Source organism: Corynebacterium sp. HMSC056E09, assembly GCF_001813425.1.
Classification (GTDB): Bacteria; Actinomycetota; Actinomycetes; order Mycobacteriales; family Mycobacteriaceae; genus Corynebacterium; species Corynebacterium hesseae.
This window is the reverse complement of sequence record NZ_KV812475.1, coordinates 1-17,904: the sequence shown is the minus strand read 5'-3', so window position 1 is coordinate 17,904 and position 17,904 is coordinate 1. Positions and strand designations below refer to the sequence as shown.

The following is a 17,904-nucleotide window of genomic DNA, read 5'->3' as shown; positions in this document are numbered from 1 at the left end:
TGACCCCGGTGTTGAGCCGGTACATGTAGCCGCGTCCGGTAGGTCTTTGTGGGTCATCATCATTGATGCCGTTGTGGTAGGCGCACAGGAAGGTCAGGTTCTTGATGTTGGTGTAGCCTCCCGCCTGCCAGGGCACCAAATGATGCACTTGGCAGTAATCAGCGGGCTTATTGCAGCCTGGTCTTGCACACGTGTGGAATTCAGCATGCAGGGTAAGGCGTTGTTTGAAGTTTGCTCCACGCTCTAGCCGCCAGGTGTCGATGGGTCCTTCAATAGGGTGCACGATGGTGGCATAGCCTATTTCGGCAAACTTGTGGGTGAGGAATTCTGCTCCGGTCATGCGCCCGCCGTTAGTGAGGTTGAGTTCGATGTCGTCCCCGTCGCCGTTGATGATTTGGTCGAGCTCGTTGAGGGTGACGATGATTTGGGTGCGCACCGCGGGTTTAGAACCGCTTGTTTCTTTGTTGAAGAAGATGTCGTTGGCGGCTTGAAGCAGGTCGGTGTTGGTGGATTCTAAGACGCCGCGCATGTTGGCGATCGTGGTGGCATCGTCAGTTATGGAAAGGGTGTTGGGGCCTTGTTCCCGGTAGGTGATGCGTACGCCTGGTTTGGCTATGCGTTTGGAGCGGAGTTCTTTCAGGCGTGTGGCGGCGACGGTGGGGATGCGGTGTGCGGGTGTTCCTGCGAGTTTGATTCGCAGGTTCCAGGCGTCGAGGGTTTTCTTCACCTTCGCGGTGTAGGTTTCAATCAGTGTGAGGGTGCCCAGGCTGTGGCGTTGGGTGAGGGCTGCGTGGCGGGCTTTGCGTTGTTTACCGCTAAAGCGGGTGGGGCCGAAATACACCTGGTTAAGGTTTGCAAGTTCGGCGGCATCGGAAGCAGAGGCTCCGAGCGCGCGGAGCTCATCGGGTGAGCCAGGAATGTTTTCCACCAGCGCAATCCCCGAATTGCGGAGGCGGATGTAGGTTTCGATATCCCCCATGAGCACAGAGACTAAAACAGCACCGTAGGCCCCGCAACCGGAAGAAGAAACTACCTGGTCTTAGCCTACGCAGGAGCCGGTTGGGGTGGCGTCGACAAGCTGCGTGACGTCACCCACGTGGCCGCGCACCTCGTCCGCGGTAAGCGCATAGCCCGTATCGGAATCCTCAACGGAGGCACCAAACACAACGCCCAGTACCTGACCCTCCGGGTTGATCATCGGACCGCCGGAATTGCCCTGCCGGATGCTACCGCGCACCGTGTAGGCATCGCGCTCCACGCGGCCCGTGGAGTAGATATCCGGACCAGCAATGGTCAGGCGATCCCGCACGCGCGCCGGCTCCGCAGTAAACGGCCCCGACTGCGGGAAGCCCAAGACGATGGCATCGTCCCCGGTAGCAGCCGCTTGTTCCGCCCACGGCAAAGGATCCAATCCCAATCCCGGGCTATGCAGCACAGCAATGTCCACGTCCGAGTTGTAATACACCACGTCCGCTTCCTTGAGGCCAAGGACCGTATCGAGGCGAACCTTATCCGTGCCCGCCACAACGTGGGCGTTCGTGATGACGTAGTCCGGCTCCGTGACAAAGCCCGAGCCCATAAGTCGGCGCGAGCACGCCTCGGCATCACCCAGCACGTGAATAACGGAAGGCCGCACACGCTCCGCAAGCTCAGGATCCCCAATATTCACCGCCGGCGCATCTACCTCAACATCGGCGCCAGAACGCTCCCAAGGCGACACCAACGGCGGCAGCCCAGACTCGTTGAGGAGCGCAGCCAAACCATTCGGCAGCGCCGCCAAGCGCGAAGGCGCCACCGCATTGAGCGAGCTCAGCACGCGCGATTCACGCAGCGCCTGCCCCGGCTGACCACCCAGATTGGAGGCCAAAGGCAAGGACACCAGCCAAATCACCACGATGGCCGCAGCCGCCTGGAACACCGCGCCAATCGACGAATCCACGCGCTGCCCCGAGCGGGTTCGCATGCGGTCCCGCAGCACCATGCCAAGCGACGTCCCCACCAACTGCCCCAGGCCCACCAACAAAATCAGCACACCGACGGCCAGCAAGAAGCGCACTGCCGCCTGGTCCGTCAGCCCCATCACCAGCGGGGCAACCACGGTTCCTAAAACCAACCCCGCAATGATTCCCACCGCTGCGAGGACCGCCGCTAAGGCGCCCTGCCGCCAGCCCACGCGCACGGCAAGGAGCACGGCAATCACGATCAGGATGTCAACAGCTAGGGACACAGGGGGAATACTTTCTTAAAGGCTAAAAGGAGCAGAACTAGCCTATCTTCTCATTATTCAAAGAGCGATTGAGTGAGTCACGCAGATCATGAACCATATTCTTATCCCATTCCACGCTCCAGCCCGCATGGTCCATCAGCCCGGAGAGCACTCCCGCGGTAAAACCCCACACCACGTATCCCCGCGCCCGGAAGGCCGGCCCCTTCCAGCGGCTAAACCCCACCATCATGCGGTTGGCCGGATCCGCCAGCTCCCGCAGCGGGACGGTGAAGACATCGTCGGTCTCCGCCGGGCTCGCCGGCCACACGGTGCCCGGTTCATGCCAATACGCCAGGACCGAGCTCACGGTGTTGCCGGTAGCCCGGATGTCCAGCTTGCCCCACTGCTCAAGAGGGGTGACCGTGGAGCGGTCGAGGCCGGTTTCTTCCTCGGCTTCGCGCAGGGCGACGTCGACAAGCGAGGCGTCCCCCTCCTCCCTACGCCCGCCGGGAAAGGCAATCTGGCCGGAGTGCGAGCGCATCGACGGCGAGCGGTGCGTGAGCAGCACCTCACCATCCTCAAAACTGGTGCCCTTCAGCAGCACCAACACTGCCGATTCACGCCGGCGCTTAGCGGCCGGGACATGCCGAATGAGACGTTCTTGGACCTTGTCTGTATCAACCCCGAGCGCCGGGCGCAGCCACTCCGGGGCATGAGCAGGAAAAAGACGGCTCACTTGAGAACCTCCTCGACGGCCTCCTCCAAATCTTCTGCGGAGTCGAACGGCTTCACAAACTTCTCCTCCACCGTGCCATCGCGCACCACCAGGGTGATGGGGATAACGCCCGGCAACCCGAGCTCACCTGCGAAGGCACCGTCATCGTCTTGGTAGCTGGGGATATCAACCTGCAGGTCGCTGAGAAGAGCGGCCCCGTTGGCGGCGTTCGCATCCGCATGCACGCCGACGACATTCCACGTCGGGTGCGCTCGCGCAAGGTCTTCGAAGAAGGGCAGCTCCGTGCGGCACGGTTCGCACCACCACGCCCACACAGTAACGATCTGGACGTTCTTGGCCGCCGCAGTACCGGCCGCACCCAAGCACGGAAGATCCACACCCGCAAGCGGTCCCTCGGGGCATTTGGGGCGCTTGGCCACCTCTTGCTCCTGCGCCTCGGGGAGGGCGACCTCCGGCTCATCATTCTCAAGCAGGTTCACCACGCCGACGAACGCGAGCGCCGCCAGCGCGATAATGGCAGCGATGCTCGCCTTCACGTATCCGGGCCACCGAGAATATTGGCTCATTGCTCCACCTTAACCTCGCGAGGGGCACCATGGGGCGAGGACGCAGGCCACGCACTGCGGCTTCCGCGCGGTGCACACGCGCCGTCCATGGAGAATGAGGCGGTGCGAAAACACGGTTTGTTCTGCTTCGGGCACGCGCTTGGCGACGTCCCTCTCAATCGCCCTCGGGGTCTTCGCCTCGGTCAACCCAAGACGCTGGCTCAGTCGCGTGACGTGGGTATCCACCGTGATCCCCGGCAGGCCGAAGGCATTGCCGCGCACCACCAGCGCGGTCTTGCGCCCGACGCCGGGCAGGGAGGTGAGCTCGTCGATGCCGCGGGGCACCTGCCCGTCGAAGTCCGCGACGAGCTTTTCTCCGATGCCTAACAGGTGGCCGGCCTTCGTGCGCTGGAATCCGAGCGGGCGGAGGATGCGCTCGAGGTCAGCGCGGTCCGCGGCCGCATAGTCCGGTGCGGAAGGATACTGAGCAAAAAGCTCTGGGGTGACCTGGTTGACGCGGGCATCCGTGCACTGCGCCGAGAGCACCGTAGCAATAAGTAGCTCGAGCGGCGTGGTGAAATCTAGCTCGCAATCGGCGTCGGGATATTCATCCGCCAAGGCGGTACGAATATGAACGATGCGAGCGGCCTCGTCAGCGTCATCGTGGTGCACGGGAAGGTCAGGGGACATAAAAGAGATCTTAGTGACGGCGGCTAGAATGGGAAGCATGATTTCGCTCGTCATCTTTGTGCCGCTGTGCCTCGCGCTGTTTGCCATCCTCATGGAGAAACTTGAGGCGACGGCTTTCGAAAACTAAATAGACCATTCAAGGCGTGTGATTATTTTTCACGTTGGTGGAAATAGTGACTAATTACACTGTATGATATTGTGCAGTGCCTCGTGGCGCACTGGAGACTAGGTGCGTCAAATCAAACCAAACCAGCTTGTGTCCCAGTGTTTTCCGGGCTGCGCAGGCTTTAAGGAGTAACAGTGGAAGGCGTACAGGACATTCTCTCCCGCGCTGGCATTTTCCAGGGCGTCGATCCGGTAGCAGTACAGAACCTTATTGAGCAGATGGAAACCGTCCGTTTCCCGCGCGGCACCACCATTTTCGAGGAAGGTGAGCCGGGAGACCGCCTCTACATCATCACCTCGGGCAAGATTAAGCTCGCCCGCCACGCCCCGGATGGCCGCGAGAACCTCCTGACCGTGATGGGCCCGTCCGATATGTTCGGCGAGCTCTCCATCTTCGATCCGGGCCCGCGCACCTCTTCCGCTGTCTGCGTCACTGAGGTCACCGCAGCCACGATGAACTCTGAGATGCTCAAGCAGTGGGTGGCCGATCATCCGGCAATTGCTCAGCAGCTTCTGCGCGTGCTTGCCCGCCGTCTGCGCCGCACGAACGCCAACCTGGCGGACCTCATCTTCACCGACGTGCCAGGCCGCGTGGCCAAGACCCTGCTGCAGCTGGCTAACCGCTTCGGTGTGCAGGAGGGCGGCGCGCTGCGCGTGAACCACGACCTCACCCAGGAAGAGATCGCCCAGCTCGTCGGCGCTTCCCGCGAGACCGTGAACAAGGCGCTGGCCACCTTCGCTCACCGCGGCTGGATCCGCTTGGAGGGCAAGTCGGTGCTCATCGTCGATACCGAGCACTTGGCCCGCCGCGCACGCTAGGCCTTAAAGGCCGAGCTCTCCGGCCTTGGACTTGTCCTAACGCAAAATCCCCCGAGAATTTCTCGGGGGATTTTCCTATGTAGTGCTTTAGTTCTGAGCCGCGAGGTACTTCAGCGCGGTGCGCGTCGACTGCTCAGCCGCGTGGCGCAGGACCGGATCGACATCGTCATACATCTCATCAACGAGAGTCTTGACGTCGACGTCCTCACCCAAGCGCCCACGGACTTCCTTGATCTGGTCCAGACGGTGGTGACGGCGGTCAATGTATTTGCGGGCAACCGCGGAGGTGTCCTCCAAGTCCGGGCCGTGGCCCGGGAAGAGCGCCACGTCCTTGCCGCGTTCTTCCAGAAGATCCAGGGTCTTCAGGTAATCAGCCAAGTCGCCATCCGTCTCAGACAGCAGCACGGTGTGGCGGCCTGCGATGGTGTCACCGGTCAGGATGCCCTCCAGGGTGGAGTTCTTCGCTTCCGCGGACCACACAAAGAAGCAGGTGGAATCTGCGGTGTGCCCCGGGGTGTGAACGACCTCAAGCTGCGGGGTGATGCCGTCGACGGTGATCACTTCTCCGTCGACAAGCGCGTCGCCTCCATTGCAGTAATTCGGATCGAAAGAGCGGATGGGAGCGCCGGTGAGCTGACGCAGGCGCTGGGCGCCTGATGCGTGATCATCGTGGCGGTGGGTTAGAAGGATCAGCGCAACCTCGCCCGCCTTCGCGGTCACGACGTTGAGATGACCTTCATCCTCCGGGCCCGGATCAACCACAATGGCGCGGGAATCTTCCCCAGCGCGGATGATCCACGTATTGGTGCCCTCCAAAGCGGTGTAACTGGGATTATCGCACAGCACGACACCGACGGACTGGCTCACGGGACGCAGTTGGCTATATGCAGGATGCTCCATGGTTCTAACCCTATCCGATTACTCAGCGATTTCTACGATGACTTCGATCTCAACGGGGGAATCTTTCGGTAGGACCGCTACCCCCACCGCGGAACGCGCGTGGATTCCGGCGTCTCCGAAGACCTCACCCAAGAAGTCGGAAGCACCATTGATGACCGCAGCTTGCTCAGTAAAGGAGGGGTCCGAAGCCACGAATCCAACCACCTTCACCACGCGGGTTACGTGGTCAAGGCCTACGAGACCATCGATTGCAACCAAAGCGTTCAGCACGGCCACGCGTGCCAATTCTTGCGCCTTTTCTAGGCTAACCTCTGCGCCGACCTTGCCGGAAGCCGGCAATTCACCGCCCACAACGGGCAGCTGGCCAGAGGTCCACACCTGGTTTCCCGCGCGGGTAGCTGGGATATAGGACGCGAGGGGGACAGCGACAGAAGGCAGCTCGACGCCGAGCTCTTCAAGGCGGGCAAGCGCACCCATTAGGACTCCTCCACAGGACGCTTGAAATAGGCGACAACATTCTCCGGGTTCATACCCGGGGTGATGGTGACGAGCTCCCAGCCGTCCTCACCCCAGGAATCGAGGATTTGTTTCGTCGCGTGCGTAAGAACCGGCGCAGTGGCATATTCCCATTTAGTCATGGGCTCAATGCTACTAAATACCGATGAGTTCGCCACCCTCAGCGAGGTAATGGGCCCAGCTCGTGATGTGCGGGTTCTTGCGCAGAAGGGCGCGGCGCTGACGCTCCGTGAGGCCGCCCCACACGCCGAACTCCACGCGATTATCAAGCGCATCCGCGCGGCACTCATTGAGCACCGGGCAATGGCGGCAGATTACTGCAGCTTTACGCTGCTCAGCTCCTCGTACAAAGAGTGCATCAGGATCACCGTTGCGGCACTTAGCTTGGGTAACCCACTCACCACGCTCTGTGGTTAACGAGGCATTCTTTACCATTGCGGACCGTCCTGCACCTTTGACACTGACTGCCATGGCTAGGTAACTCCTTCCAAGCTCACCCCCGTCGAGCTCAAAGATCATGAATAACCCTCTACCCGACGGAATATTATGTACCCTTGGTAAGTCTATTCACAGACCGGTATACCTGTCTAACAGGTCACACTTTAGGGGGGTCTCCCGGATATCCTCCTAAACCACTAGTGTGTGGAGGGTGACTGTGATCAAATCCCTGGGAAAGCTCGTCCTGTCCACAGCACTGGTCGGCATCCTCATCGCGCTGGCCATCGCCCCCGTCGCTGGCGTCAGCGGTGTCGCCGTGGCCAGGACCAATGAGACGATGCAATCAGACGTCCAGGATCTCACCAACGGTGATACCCCCGGCGTGAGCACCATCTTGGATGCCAAGGGCAACCCCCTTGCGTATATCTATGAGCAGCGCCGCCATCCAGTGAAACCGGATGAGATCTCGGACGCCATGAAGAAGGCAGTGGTGGCTATCGAGGACCGCCGTTTCTATGAGCACGAGGGCGTCGACTTGCAGGGCAATGTCCGTGCGTTGTGGACCAACCTGGTTGCGGGCGGTGTCTCCCAGGGCGCATCCACGCTTGACCAGCAGTACGTAAAGAATTACCTCCTTTTGGTCAACGCGACTACCGACGAAGAACGTCAGGCCGCGACCGAACAATCCGTGGCCCGTAAGCTGCGCGAAATGCGCATGGCTACGGACATCGATGCCCGGCTCTCCAAGGATGAGATCCTCACCAACTATCTCAACCTCGTCCCCTTTGGAAACCACTCCTTCGGCGTTGAGGCCGCTAGCCGCACCTACTTCGGAACCGATGCCGCGCACCTCACCGTGCCGCAGGCTGCGATGCTCGCCGGCATGGTGCAATCCTCGGAATACCTCAACCCCTATACCAACGAGGAAGGCGTAACTGAGCGCCGCAACGTGGTGCTCCAAGCCATGGTTGACAACGGCTCCCTTTCCCAGGAGGACGCCGACGCCTTTTCCCAGCAGCCGCTCGGCGTGTTGGACAGCCCTGCAACCTTGGCTAACGGCTGCATCGGCGCGGGCGATCGCGGCTTCTTCTGCGACTATGTGCTGGAATACCTCAACGAAAAAGGCATCGACCGCGAGCACCTTGCGCGTGGCGGTCTGACCGTTAAGACCACGCTTGACCCCGACGTCCAAGACCAAGCGCTCAACGCAGTGCGAAGCAACACCGCCCCGGATGCGGCGGGCGTGGCGGAGGTCATGAACGTTATCAAGCCGGGCACCGATTCCCGCAAGGTCCTAGCCATGGTGTCGTCGCGCACCTATGGGCTCGACCTGAACAACAATGAAACCCTTCTGCCCCAGCCCAATTCTTTGGTGGGCAACGGCGCAGGCTCCGTGTTCAAACTCTTTACCGCCGCGGCCGCCCTGGAGGCGGGCTACGGCATCAAGGACAAGCTGGCCGTGCCCAATCGCTACGAAGCGGAAGGCCTGGGATACGGCGGCGCAGCTAACTGCCCGCCCAACAAGTACTGCGTGGAAAACTCCGGCAACTACGCCTCCACGATGACCATGCAGGACACACTGGCCTACTCCCCCAACACCCCCTTCATCCAGCTCACCGAGCAACTTGGCGTCGAGCGCCTGGTCGACATCGCCGTCAAGCTCGGCCTGCGTTCTTATGAAGAACCCGGCAGCTACGACGGCGAGTCCTCCATCGCCGACCACATTAAGGAATCCAATCTCGGCTCCTTCACGCTCGGCCCGACAGCAGTGAATGCACTGGAGCTGTCTAACGTGGGCGCGACGGTGGCGTCGCAAGGCATGTGGTGCGAGCCCAACCCCATCGAGGAAGTCACGGACTCCCACGGCAACGAGGTCTACCTCAAACACACGCCGTGCGAACGCGCAGTGGACAAGGAAGTGGCGAAGGCGCTGGAAAACAACATGACCGCCGATACCGAAAAGGGCACCGCCTCCGACTCTGCACGCGCTGCCGGCTTCAGTGGCCAGGCCGCCGCCAAGACCGGTACCACCGAGTCCAACCAGTCCTCGGCTTTCCTTGGATTCAACTCGGCAGTCGCTGCCGCACCGTACATCTACAACGACGGGACCACCACGAGCCCGCTGTGCACCGGCCCGGTACGCCAGTGCTCCAGCGGCAACCTCTTCGGTGGCAAGGAGCCGGCGGCGACGTTCTACACAATGGCCGCGCGCGTACCCGAGGCGCAGAAGGGCACGGTGCCCGATTATGACCGGGCCTACGACTCCGGCAAGGTTTCGCCGCTTATCGACGGCGTGAAGGGCAAGTCCGAAAGCCAAGCCCGTTCCGCGCTGGAGAAAGCCGGATACAAAGTCAGGACCGCCGAGGTCCCCGCGCCCGGCGTGGGCTATGGCAAGGTAGTTCGCGTCATCACCGGTCCATCCGGCGCGAAGAAGGGCGCGGAGGTCACGCTCCAGCTTTCCGACGGCTCCGCGAGCGATTCTTCTGATTCTGCGAGCACGAACCCCATAGTCTGGGACTCCAACTCGGGCTCTCCGTCCGCACCGAGCGGCGGCGAGCCGGGAGGCGGCCAGTCCGAGCCACTATTCACTCAAGAAGATGTTGACCGCTTCACGAATGACGTGCGGAGCTTCTTCGGGCTTTAGCGCTTTAGTTGAGGGCAGCCTTCACTGCAGTGGACAGGCGCTTGCCGTCCGCGCGTCCGGCAGCCTTGGCGGTGGCCACCTTCATGACGTTACCCATCTGCTTGATGGTCGCCGGCTCACCGGAGTCCTTCTCAACCTCGGCGATGGATTCTTTAACGAGGGCGTTCAGGGAGTCGTCGTCAAGCTGCTCCGGCTGGTAGGCCTCGAAGAAGGGGACGTCGGCAAGCTCCGCCTCCGCCAACTCCGGGCGGCCATTCTCCGCGTAAACCTCTGCGGACTCGCGGCGCTTTTTAATCTCACGAGCGATGACCTTGAGGATGTCCTCATCGGTGATCTCGTGGCGAGAACCGGAAGTTTCCTCCGCCTGGATGGCAGACAGCAGAGAACGGATGGCGCTCGTACGGGCCTTATCCTTGGCCTTCATCGAGGTCTTAAGGTCAGCGCGGATAGTTTCTTTCAACTCACTCATGCCCTTCAATCTACGCCAGCCGGCCAGGTAGTGTGGTGAGGGTGAAGATTTTCCCTGTCCTTGGCGGACTCGCCGCCGCCGGCCTGGGCACCGCCGCATGGGCGCACTCAGAGCTCACCAAGTTCGAGCTCAAGGAGTACACCCTGCCGCTGCTGGAGCCCGGCACGCTGCGCGAGGAGTCCGAGTTCCGCATCCTGCACGTGTCCGACCTCCACATGATTCCGGGCCAGCGCGCCAAAATCGAGTGGGTCTCAGGCCTCGACGCCCTCGACCCGCACCTGGTGATCAACACCGGTGACAATCTTTCCGACGAGCGCGGCGTCCCCGAGGTCCTCCGCGCGCTTGGCCCGCTGCTGAGCCGCCCGGGGATGTTCTGCTTTGGCACCAATGATTACTGGGCGCCGCGCATCCCGAATCCCTTCAACTACCTGATTGGGAAGAAGAACGAGCCCTCTTATGTGAACCTGCCGTGGAAGGGCATGCGCGCGGCCTTCCTTGAGCACGGCTGGCACGATGCCAACCAGGCTCGCGTGGAATTCAAGGTGGGCGATGTTCGCCTGGCTGCCGCCGGTGTGGACGACCCACACCATGATCTGGATGACTACTCGGAAATCGCCGGCGCCCCGAACGAGGATGCCGACCTTTCCTTGGCGCTCCTGCATTCCCCGGAACCCCGCGTCTTGGAGAAGTTCGCCGCCGACGGCTACCAGCTGTCCTTGTCTGGACACACGCACGGCGGCCAGTTGTGCCTGCCGTTTAAGGTGTTGGGCTCGCGCTCCATCGTGACCAACTGCGGCATCGACCGCGTCCGCGCCCAGGGCCTGCACCGGTTCGGAGAGATGTACATGCATGTCTCCAACGGGTTGGGTACCTCGAAGTTCGTTCCCTTCCGAGTCTTCTGCCGCCCGTCGGCCACGCTCCTGCGTATCACTGAGAAGACCGCCTAGGGATACCCCCTCCACGCTGCCGTTTTGTCCTTTCAGACCGGGGTGCGTTACAGTAATCCGGTACCGCTTAGAGCGAGACACCGGGATATGGCGCAGCTTGGTAGCGCGCTTCGTTCGGGACGAAGAGGTCGCAGGTTCAAATCCTGTTATCCCGACCACCTCAACGGGTCGATGACCTGCACTTACTTCAAATGCAGTGATTCGGCCCGTTTCTTTTGTGCTTTGTTTGTCACCGCTTTGTCACCCGTTCATTCGTTCATACGCCGCAAGGTCAATCCCCATACCCAGATACGTCGTATAGATTGCTGTTGTTTCCAAGTCCGCATGGCCAAGCCACGATTGGACCACATTCACCGGGACTCCCCGCCGTAACCAGTTGCATGCGGCGCTATGCCGGAGATCGTGAATCGTGCGCCCTCCAGAAATTTCTTCCCACTTTGTCGAGCGAGTAAATCGCCCACGCCAAATCTGGCTTTTACCGTTCCGCGAGAGCAGATAGTCATCACCAGTCTTGCCTCGTGAGAGCTCTTCCACGACAGGGACAAGTACCTTCGCTAGCGGGACCACTCGCATGCGGCCCGATTTAGGAGCCTTTTCAGGTTTCCCTTCAGGCTGTGACCTTTTCACCTGGATATGCGGTGGATTAGACGTAAGCTGCACATCCGCAACACGGAGCGCACGAGCTTCTCCCCAGCGCACCCCGCTATAAGCCAATACTCGTACGACAGCAGCATCAAAGTCCCTCAGACCTTTAGCCATTGCTTCAATCTGGCCTTCAGTCAGTGGGCTAATGGCGTGCATAGTCTTCTTCCGGCGTGGGATTTCTACAGCCTTCATGGGGTCACTCACCACATAGCCGCGTCGTGCCGACCACTTAAAGAAGGCGCACAGGCAGTCGCAATAACGTCGCACCGTCGCCGCCGACTTCTCTGCACGCCACGAATCCACCAGCAGTTGTAAATCTTGGGGCTTAATTCCCCGAATCTGCCGTTTGAGGAGTCCCGATGGAAGAATGCCGATGACCACAGAGTCCGTCGCATACGTAGAAGCCGCCACGTCGTCCTTTCGAACTTCGAGCCACACATCCGCCGCCGTCTGCACCGAGACCCTGCCAAGCCTCGCGGAGAACGTGGAATCGGCGTACTTCAACCGCTCCCGATCTTCCCAGGCTTTGGCCTCAGCCTCAGTCGCGAACGTCCGCGACACCTGCTGACCTCGAATTTTGACGAGCCCCGGCCAACGACTTCCTCGTTGCCGAGCCATAACTATCGGCTCTCCAGCAGCCGACGCACGTCAGCCCGTGCATATCGCACGACGCGTCCCTGCGCAATAACCGGCTCAAGCGGCGGATTCGTCAAAGCCTTCCAGGCCGAGAGCGTCGACCTCGACACCGACAATATTTCCGCGACCTCACTGGGGGTCAGCACCGGACCGTAGCTAGATAGCGCCTTAGACGTTTTCATCCTCTTTCAGCGACTGCACTTCCCAGGCCCAGATGCCGATCTCGTCGTCATCGACGTACGGTGCCCGAAACCGAACCGGCGCCGGTTCACCATCCGCCCGCACGTACCCAACACCAGCGGTCGCGTAACCGTTCGTCTCCGTCGCCGGAGAAATCTCATGAGCCGCAGCCCCTAGGGCAGCCGCCCCACTTCCGAGCACCAGATCGACCTCCTGCGCCGACTCCACCCGCAGACAAATACGATTCATGAAATGCGCTCTGTACGGCCCTAAATTCTCCTTTTGCGGCTGCTGCGCGGCTGCTACGACATAGATCCCGGCCGACCGCCCCTGCGACAAAATTTGCTGCATCGAGGCTCTCACTGAGCTTTGCCATTTGCGGTCCCCCATCGTCCCCAAGGCGTTAAGCTCATCTACTACCAGGATGATTAGTGGACGTCCTTCCCGTTGCTCAAACTGCCTCTCTCCGGTTTCCTGCCGTCGCTTCATCTCAGCGACCAGGTCGAGCAGCAAGGACTCAATATCCGCCAAGTCAAAAGCCACCCGCTCAAATGCTCCGTCCACCACACCCGCGAGCTCCGCACGCTTCGGGTCGATTCCCCAGAATTGAGCACCTCCAGAAAGATACCCATAGGCATCGAATACACTTATCAGATAGCGCCACAGTAAGGATCCTTTTCCAGACCCCGAAGCCCCCACAACCAGCGTGTGTCCGAGATTCACGTAACAAACCTCGCCCCGGTCGTCCCTGCCGATGGGAAGCTTCTTACCAACGGGTTCCTCAAAAAACTCAGCATTCTCATACGCAGCGGGAATCGGGTCCTCAAGAAAGGCAGTCACCGTCGCTCGACCACGTCCACGTGGGGTAACAGTCACATCCTCCACACGTAACGCATCACGAATCGCTCCGCTACACGCCACGATATCCTCGACGGTTCTTCCCGGATTAGGGCGCTTACCCGGTCTGTAAACGAGGCCACGGTTGCAGACATGTCTGCCACCACACCAGGACTCACCATCAATCTGCCCAATAGTGTCCACGACGACCTGATCATTCGCTGCACGACTTTTGACCCGGACGGGTGCGTTCCCGAAGCAAAGGACGAGTTTCCCGGCGTGGACTACTGCCCTAGCCTGTACCACCTTTTGCGGGACGAACCATCTCCAGGCATCGACATCACCCACGACATTATCCGCGCACTACTTCCCTACCGCGGGATCCACATGGAGGTAGAGCCGAGGATTCTCGATGGCGATGTAGACATCGAGCGGCTGTAGCTGCTGGCTACGCTGTAAGCCATGAAGGAACCCAGCTGTGGTGTGTGCTGCGGCTGGGTTTCTTCTTGGGGAGGGTGAAGAGGGGACGTGATGGGACACCGGCCACGTCTTAAGTCGGGCAGCGTCTCCGCCAGACCCGGCAGAACTTGCGCACCGCTGACTGTAAGCATATACTTACACCTGACATCGTTCGATTACGATACGGAGGGATGATGGACGCAGCACGGCTCGCTCAGATGCTCAGTGCTCTTGGAAGTGAGCCTCGGTTGCGAATTATCGCCTCCCTAGAGACGGATTCGACCCATGTCAGTGAGCTGGCCCGCCGACTCGGGATGTCTCGGCCACTGCTCTACCAGCACCTCAACCGCTTGGAAGCTGCTGGACTCATCGAGAGTGGCCTGGAACAGCTCGGAGAGAGCCGAGTGAGGAAGCACTACTGGGTCGCTCCGTTTCAGCTTGAAGTAACTCCAGACCACATTAGGCACCTGATTAATCAAGAACAGAAAAGGGAATCTTCGTGACACTTACCGCTACCGTATTTCTTGTCATCCTCGCCGCCGCATTACCACTCGCGATCTTCGTTGCTCTTACCGTCTGGGTGGTACGCACCGTCACCAGCGCACGACGCGAAACGGCGACGGCGATCGATGGTTCCAACCAACTCATCGTGGAGCATCTACGCAACATCACCGAGCGGTTGGATCGGATTGAGGCCCAACTCAGCGAGATCCCCGAGTAATCAGGCTCTTCCTTAAACAAGGGGCGCGGTGGTTTTGGCTCCGCGCTATGGGCTGTCACAGCGTATGCGCTAAGCACGTCGCGTAGACCTCCAGCAACATAAACTTGCTTGTGACTTTGGCGGCGGGGTGTGTCTCCGGTCGTGGCGTTATCCTGTCCCTCTCGCGGATAGGGGCTAGGACTGGGGACGAACCACGTGGTGTGCCCCCACCTCCGACACCGCCCCGGCCCACCTGCCGACGGAACCGGGAACGGAAACCGACGGAAACCATAGCTGTGGTTCGGGTCGTTGCAGGTGGGTGGGTAGTTTCGCAAAAGACTCAACCCGCAGGAAACTGCGGGTTCTTTTTCGTTTTCACCTCTAAAAGAGGGGTTAAGGAGAAGCGTAAACAACGTGACGCGCTGCACCCCATCGACCGGGACATACCGCGTCCGAGATTTCTTCCCTGACCAACATCGTGACCGAAGCCAATGAGATTGGTAAGTTCGGCTAGCTCTGCAAACATGACCAGGTTTATTCTTCGTACTGAGAGCGCACCGCACCAGGACCAAGACGAACAGTGCAGCAGTTGGAGCACCGGGTCACAGTTAGGTCAGCCTAGACCTCCTCAGGGCAAATGCCGAGGGCACATCCCCCTCTTCCGCGATTGAAGGTACCGCATCAGTAGAAAGCCACCAATTGCCGACGCGTAAATACACATATATACTCACAGAAGTACGCCAGGCGTTGAGCCGCGAGGCAAGAATACCCCGGGCAACAACTCCGAGAGCCGATGCTTAGCATCGGCTCTCGTGCCATTTTCCGGAGTCACGGAGTTCAATTTGCTGCTCGCATACCTCGACGAAATTGGTTCCCCTGGGGCCTTTGTCCATCCTTCACACAAGAAGTTCTCTGATAGCCCCGCTTTTGGTTATGGCGGCTTTGTAATTCCCGAAGATAATGCTCGGCAATTTGGCGCCTTCTTCGCGGAACGAAAGAAACAATTCTTCCAAAATGATATTCCAGACAACGTCGATCCTGGTCGATGGGAAAGAAAAGGCGCAGATTTACTGTTCGCCAAGGCGTACGATGAACGTCCCCAAAATTTAAGACTGCTTGGAAGTCTGATTTCCAAACTTAGGCAATTGAATGGAAACCTTTTCTACTATGCTGAAGAAAAGCCAATAGGCACTCCCAAAGAGACTAACTGTGGTCCAAATGAATTTCGCCAGCGAGAAGAAACCTCAATGAGGGAATCCTTAAATAGGCTGGCGAATCATGCACATTCGTTAGACCAATCGATGCTCGTGCTAATGGATCAAATCAATGAGAAATCCCGAATCCAGCGCTTACCTGTGATGTACGCCCATATTCTGGGTCGAGCTACCGAGCATAAGGAAATGCGGCGATTGATTGAACCGCCTATGCACATCGACAGTAAACTCTCTTCTAATATCCAGTTTGCTGATTGGGTATGCGCTTTAGTAAAACGAGCTGTCGAATATCAACTAGTAGAAGATTCTCGCTATTCATGGATCCCCTTTGCGAGTCAGTTATCGGCTGCGCGAGGAGCTTTCACCTATGAATCGAAACTCCACCTATGTGGGCGATCCATCTCAGATCTCCACCATTCAGAGATTATCTATGCCGAGAGGCCAGTTATCGACTTCCTAAATGTGAGTCAGGAAAACCGGGAAAAACTAGAACGGGTCAGGAAAGCCACACTCAGGTAAATGCATGGTTGCCACAAATCTCCTGCAGGAAGCCAATTCCTTGTGAGAGGTTTTGCCAACGGAACCAAGCAGTAGGCAGCTTCGAGTTCTTTTGCGTTTCACGGTTAAGGGCTTTTAACCAGCCCTAGAAGCTCGAAGATCCACCCGAACCGGAAAAGCCCGAGCTAAACCCGCTGTTGACGCCGCCGCTGCTGGAGGAGCTATCGCGGGCGGTGGTGGCATCGCTGTCCCAGGTGCTCACAACGTAGAAGGGCACGTAGCCGTGGTAGCCGGAACCGGCGAAGAAGTTGGAGTCATAGATACGCGTGCGCTCTGGGCGCTCGTCGGCCTCGTTGCGCTTCTGCAGCTGCGCCTGCAGGTGCTCAGAGAGTAGCGCGGTGCGGTCCAAGAGCTCCAAGTAGCGTTCCATGAACTGCGGGTGATTGGGCTCGTTGGAGAGTGCAACGGCGGCACCTTCTAGCTCCTTGGCGTGACGCTCAAGCGCCGAGTCGATATCCGCCGCCAAGTAGCCTGCCTGCGCTAGGTCCTTGCCCAACTCGTAGAGCTCGAAGCGGCGGGCATCGGCATCAGCGTCTTCAATACGGCGCAGCTTTTCGATGTTGACTTCGGCGGTTTCCACGCGCTCACACAGCTCGCGCGCGTGGGCGATGGGCTCGGCATGCGAACGGAACTGTTCATCCGGCGCATCGGCTGGAATCGACATAAGGGATCCCACCTGGGCATCGATGGCGAGGAAGTCATCGCGAAGGCCCTCCCAGTCCTCACGCAAACGCTCATCCACCAGACCCGATTGCAGCGAGTGCGCCCGGATATCGATCTCCCTCAGACGCTGCGCCACATCGGTATAGGTCTGCGAGACATAGTCCCAGTTCTCGCGCGCCTGCTGCGCCTTCTTCTGCCGGCTGCGACGAGTACCGCCGACGATGCCTGCGCCCGCGCCACCGACGCCCAGGCCCGCCGCCCCGAGGCCAATGGCCGCTCCAATGCGCCCATCTTTCGCGCTCTCGTACTGGGCATCCGCAGCACGGTCCACATCGATCGCTGCCGCCGCGCCAGCAAAAAGCCCAGCAGGAATGTTGTCATCCCGCACGCCCGGCTTAATGGCTTCGATGGACTGCTCCAAATGGCTGTCACCTTTGCGCAGCTTCATCGGCCCGGACACGTCCTCACCCGCAAAGACGAAGGCCTGGCGCGGGTCGAGTCCCACGCCGACGAAGACCTGGCCATCAGCAAACTTATCCTTGCCGATGAGCTCCGGGTGATTATCGCGCAGGTACTCCTCCACGGAGTCGTTAACGTTTTCTTTGTTCTTGGCAAAGACCATGTAGTGCAGCCCCTGGACCACGTCGGGGGCGGCGATCCGGGAGACATCGCTAAGCATGCGCTCTTCTTCCTCCGGAGTGAGCACATCGTCCGGGTCCATGATGTCAGCCTGCACCTCACGCTGTGCGGGCTGGATGACATAGTCGGAACGCTCGGGCTCATCGAAGGCCGCCAAGCTCGCACCCGCGCCGATTCCCCCAAGCAACAGACCGCCCACCATGGCCGCACCGACGATGGCGTCGACCGATGTTATTTTGGGGCCGCGGCTGGCGGCAAAAGGTTGGCTTAAGGGACATTTCGTGTGGATAAATCGATA

At 59.8% G+C, this 17,904-nt stretch carries 21 protein-coding genes and 1 tRNA gene; 8 read left to right on the top strand and 14 right to left on the bottom strand.

Translation table 11 applies throughout. The features are described 5' to 3' along the window. From HMPREF2912_RS00425 to nth, 5 genes are all read right to left on the bottom strand, one after another. Positions 1-979: HNH endonuclease signature motif containing protein (locus HMPREF2912_RS00425; protein WP_070682983.1), on the bottom strand; the 979-nt coding region annotated here is incomplete at its 3' end. A gap of 60 nt (positions 980-1,039) precedes the next feature. Further along, positions 1,040-2,227 (bottom strand): MarP family serine protease, encoded by a 1,188-nt coding sequence (locus tag HMPREF2912_RS00420; RefSeq protein WP_070624616.1) that lies wholly within the window; start codon positions 2,225-2,227, stop codon positions 1,040-1,042. Between the two features lie 37 nt (positions 2,228-2,264). Further along, the gene (locus tag HMPREF2912_RS00415) at positions 2,265-2,942 is read right to left on the bottom strand and encodes an NUDIX hydrolase (protein WP_070624617.1); all 678 of its coding nucleotides are present in this window, start codon (positions 2,940-2,942) and stop codon (positions 2,265-2,267) included. Beyond that, positions 2,939-3,508 (bottom strand): TlpA family protein disulfide reductase, encoded by a 570-nt coding sequence (locus HMPREF2912_RS00410; RefSeq protein ID WP_070597368.1) that lies wholly within the window; start codon positions 3,506-3,508, stop codon positions 2,939-2,941. Before HMPREF2912_RS00410 ends, HMPREF2912_RS00415 begins: the two co-directional genes overlap by 4 nt. Before the next feature lie 9 nt (positions 3,509-3,517). Continuing rightward, complete coding sequence (nth, locus tag HMPREF2912_RS00405; protein ID WP_246816441.1) at positions 3,518-4,177, bottom strand: endonuclease III; 660 nt, start codon at positions 4,175-4,177, stop codon at positions 3,518-3,520. 300 nt (positions 4,178-4,477) lie between these two features. Between nth and glxR the strand changes: the two genes are divergently transcribed. After that, positions 4,478-5,161 (top strand): CRP-like cAMP-activated global transcriptional regulator GlxR, encoded by a 684-nt coding sequence (glxR, locus tag HMPREF2912_RS00400; RefSeq protein WP_010189962.1) that lies wholly within the window; start codon positions 4,478-4,480, stop codon positions 5,159-5,161. 87 nt (positions 5,162-5,248) lie between these two features. Here the strand turns inward: glxR and HMPREF2912_RS00395 are convergent, their stop codons facing one another. From HMPREF2912_RS00395 to HMPREF2912_RS12460, 4 genes are read right to left on the bottom strand one after another with little or no spacing between them, the layout of a single operon-like run. Beyond that, positions 5,249-6,061 (bottom strand): MBL fold metallo-hydrolase, encoded by an 813-nt coding sequence (locus HMPREF2912_RS00395; protein ID WP_070524074.1) that lies wholly within the window; start codon positions 6,059-6,061, stop codon positions 5,249-5,251. A gap of 18 nt (positions 6,062-6,079) precedes the next feature. Next, a complete protein-coding gene (locus HMPREF2912_RS00390; protein WP_070682981.1) occupies positions 6,080-6,538 on the bottom strand; it encodes a RidA family protein in 459 nt (152 codons plus the stop codon). After that, positions 6,538-6,699 carry a Sp36 family protein gene (locus HMPREF2912_RS12805; protein WP_154737218.1) on the bottom strand — a complete coding sequence of 54 codons (162 nt, stop codon included), beginning with the start codon at positions 6,697-6,699 and terminating at the stop codon, positions 6,538-6,540. The genes HMPREF2912_RS00390 and HMPREF2912_RS12805 overlap by 1 nt, the downstream gene beginning before the upstream one ends. 13 nt (positions 6,700-6,712) lie before the next feature. Further along, positions 6,713-7,048 carry a WhiB family transcriptional regulator gene (locus HMPREF2912_RS12460; RefSeq protein WP_180952135.1) on the bottom strand — a complete coding sequence of 112 codons (336 nt, stop codon included), beginning with the start codon at positions 7,046-7,048 and terminating at the stop codon, positions 6,713-6,715. A gap of 178 nt (positions 7,049-7,226) precedes the next feature. On the opposite strand from HMPREF2912_RS12460, the gene HMPREF2912_RS00380 reads away from it, so the two are divergent. After that, positions 7,227-9,659: a transglycosylase domain-containing protein gene (locus HMPREF2912_RS00380; RefSeq protein ID WP_232755666.1), complete on the top strand. Its 2,433-nt coding sequence runs from the start codon at positions 7,227-7,229 to the stop codon at positions 9,657-9,659. A gap of 4 nt (positions 9,660-9,663) precedes the next feature. On the opposite strand, the gene HMPREF2912_RS00375 is transcribed toward HMPREF2912_RS00380, so the two are convergent. Beyond that, positions 9,664-10,128, bottom strand: a complete 465-nt coding sequence (locus tag HMPREF2912_RS00375) for a GatB/YqeY domain-containing protein (RefSeq protein ID WP_070524066.1) — start codon at positions 10,126-10,128, stop codon at positions 9,664-9,666. 41 nt (positions 10,129-10,169) lie between these two features. On the opposite strand from HMPREF2912_RS00375, the gene HMPREF2912_RS00370 reads away from it, so the two are divergent. Together HMPREF2912_RS00370 and HMPREF2912_RS00365 are read left to right on the top strand one after the other, a co-directional pair. Next, positions 10,170-11,075, top strand: coding sequence for a metallophosphoesterase (locus tag HMPREF2912_RS00370; RefSeq protein ID WP_070524065.1), 906 nt, complete (start codon positions 10,170-10,172; stop codon positions 11,073-11,075). An 81-nt stretch (positions 11,076-11,156) separates the two neighbouring features. Beyond that, positions 11,157-11,233 (top strand) — tRNA-Pro (locus HMPREF2912_RS00365). 82 nt (positions 11,234-11,315) lie between these two features. Here the strand turns inward: HMPREF2912_RS00365 and HMPREF2912_RS00360 are convergent. The 3 genes from HMPREF2912_RS00360 to HMPREF2912_RS00355 all read right to left on the bottom strand — a co-directional run bounded on the left by HMPREF2912_RS00360 (position 11,316) and on the right by HMPREF2912_RS00355 (position 13,412). After that, positions 11,316-12,224 (bottom strand): tyrosine-type recombinase/integrase, encoded by a 909-nt coding sequence (locus tag HMPREF2912_RS00360; protein ID WP_158014586.1) that lies wholly within the window; start codon positions 12,222-12,224, stop codon positions 11,316-11,318. A gap of 116 nt (positions 12,225-12,340) precedes the next feature. Further along, on the bottom strand, positions 12,341-12,538 hold the full coding sequence (locus tag HMPREF2912_RS13355) for a helix-turn-helix domain-containing protein (protein WP_083304526.1): 198 nt from the start codon (positions 12,536-12,538) through the stop codon (positions 12,341-12,343). Further along, positions 12,525-13,412, bottom strand: coding sequence for an FtsK/SpoIIIE domain-containing protein (locus HMPREF2912_RS00355; protein ID WP_158014584.1), 888 nt, complete (start codon positions 13,410-13,412; stop codon positions 12,525-12,527). The genes HMPREF2912_RS13355 and HMPREF2912_RS00355 overlap by 14 nt, the downstream gene beginning before the upstream one ends. A gap of 114 nt (positions 13,413-13,526) precedes the next feature. Here HMPREF2912_RS00355 and HMPREF2912_RS00350 point away from each other — a divergent pair, with 114 nt between their 5' ends. The 4 genes from HMPREF2912_RS00350 (at position 13,527) to HMPREF2912_RS00335 (ending at position 16,265) form a co-directional block, all read left to right on the top strand. Continuing rightward, positions 13,527-13,814, top strand: a complete 288-nt coding sequence (locus HMPREF2912_RS00350; protein WP_232755664.1) for a hypothetical protein — start codon at positions 13,527-13,529, stop codon at positions 13,812-13,814. 209 nt (positions 13,815-14,023) lie between these two features. Beyond that, positions 14,024-14,335: an ArsR/SmtB family transcription factor gene (locus tag HMPREF2912_RS00345; RefSeq protein ID WP_005323142.1), complete on the top strand. Its 312-nt coding sequence runs from the start codon at positions 14,024-14,026 to the stop codon at positions 14,333-14,335. Further along, positions 14,332-14,553 (top strand): hypothetical protein, encoded by a 222-nt coding sequence (locus HMPREF2912_RS00340; protein ID WP_005323143.1) that lies wholly within the window; start codon positions 14,332-14,334, stop codon positions 14,551-14,553. Before HMPREF2912_RS00345 ends, HMPREF2912_RS00340 begins: the two co-directional genes overlap by 4 nt. 821 nt (positions 14,554-15,374) lie before the next feature. Continuing rightward, a complete protein-coding gene (locus HMPREF2912_RS00335) occupies positions 15,375-16,265 on the top strand; it encodes a DUF3800 domain-containing protein (RefSeq protein WP_070524119.1) in 891 nt (296 codons plus the stop codon). A 124-nt stretch (positions 16,266-16,389) separates the two neighbouring features. Here the strand turns inward: HMPREF2912_RS00335 and HMPREF2912_RS00330 are convergent, their stop codons facing one another. Next, positions 16,390-17,895: a DUF5129 domain-containing protein gene (locus HMPREF2912_RS00330; protein ID WP_070682979.1), complete on the bottom strand. Its 1,506-nt coding sequence runs from the start codon at positions 17,893-17,895 to the stop codon at positions 16,390-16,392. Between the last annotated feature and the right edge of the window lie 9 nt (positions 17,896-17,904).

Bases quoted from the DNA above. Each gene is read 5' to 3' on its own strand.
- HMPREF2912_RS00410 (WP_070597368.1), bottom strand. From the start codon at position 3,508: ATGAGCCAATATTCTCGGTGGCCCGGATACGTGAAGGCGAGCATCGCT.
- nth (WP_246816441.1), bottom strand. From the start codon at position 4,177: ATGTCCCCTGACCTTCCCGTGCACCACGATGACGCTGACGAGGCCGCT.
- HMPREF2912_RS00395 (WP_070524074.1), bottom strand. From the start codon at position 6,061: ATGGAGCATCCTGCATATAGCCAACTGCGTCCCGTGAGCCAGTCCGTC.
- HMPREF2912_RS00390 (WP_070682981.1), bottom strand. From the start codon at position 6,538: ATGGGTGCGCTTGCCCGCCTTGAAGAGCTCGGCGTCGAGCTGCCTTCT.
- HMPREF2912_RS12805 (WP_154737218.1), bottom strand. From the start codon at position 6,699: ATGACTAAATGGGAATATGCCACTGCGCCGGTTCTTACGCACGCGACG.
- HMPREF2912_RS12460 (WP_180952135.1), bottom strand. From the start codon at position 7,048: ATGGCAGTCAGTGTCAAAGGTGCAGGACGGTCCGCAATGGTAAAGAAT.
- HMPREF2912_RS00375 (WP_070524066.1), bottom strand. From the start codon at position 10,128: ATGAGTGAGTTGAAAGAAACTATCCGCGCTGACCTTAAGACCTCGATG.
- HMPREF2912_RS13355 (WP_083304526.1), bottom strand. From the start codon at position 12,538: ATGAAAACGTCTAAGGCGCTATCTAGCTACGGTCCGGTGCTGACCCCC.
- HMPREF2912_RS00350 (WP_232755664.1), top strand. From the start codon at position 13,527: ATGTCTGCCACCACACCAGGACTCACCATCAATCTGCCCAATAGTGTC.
- HMPREF2912_RS00345 (WP_005323142.1), top strand. From the start codon at position 14,024: ATGATGGACGCAGCACGGCTCGCTCAGATGCTCAGTGCTCTTGGAAGT.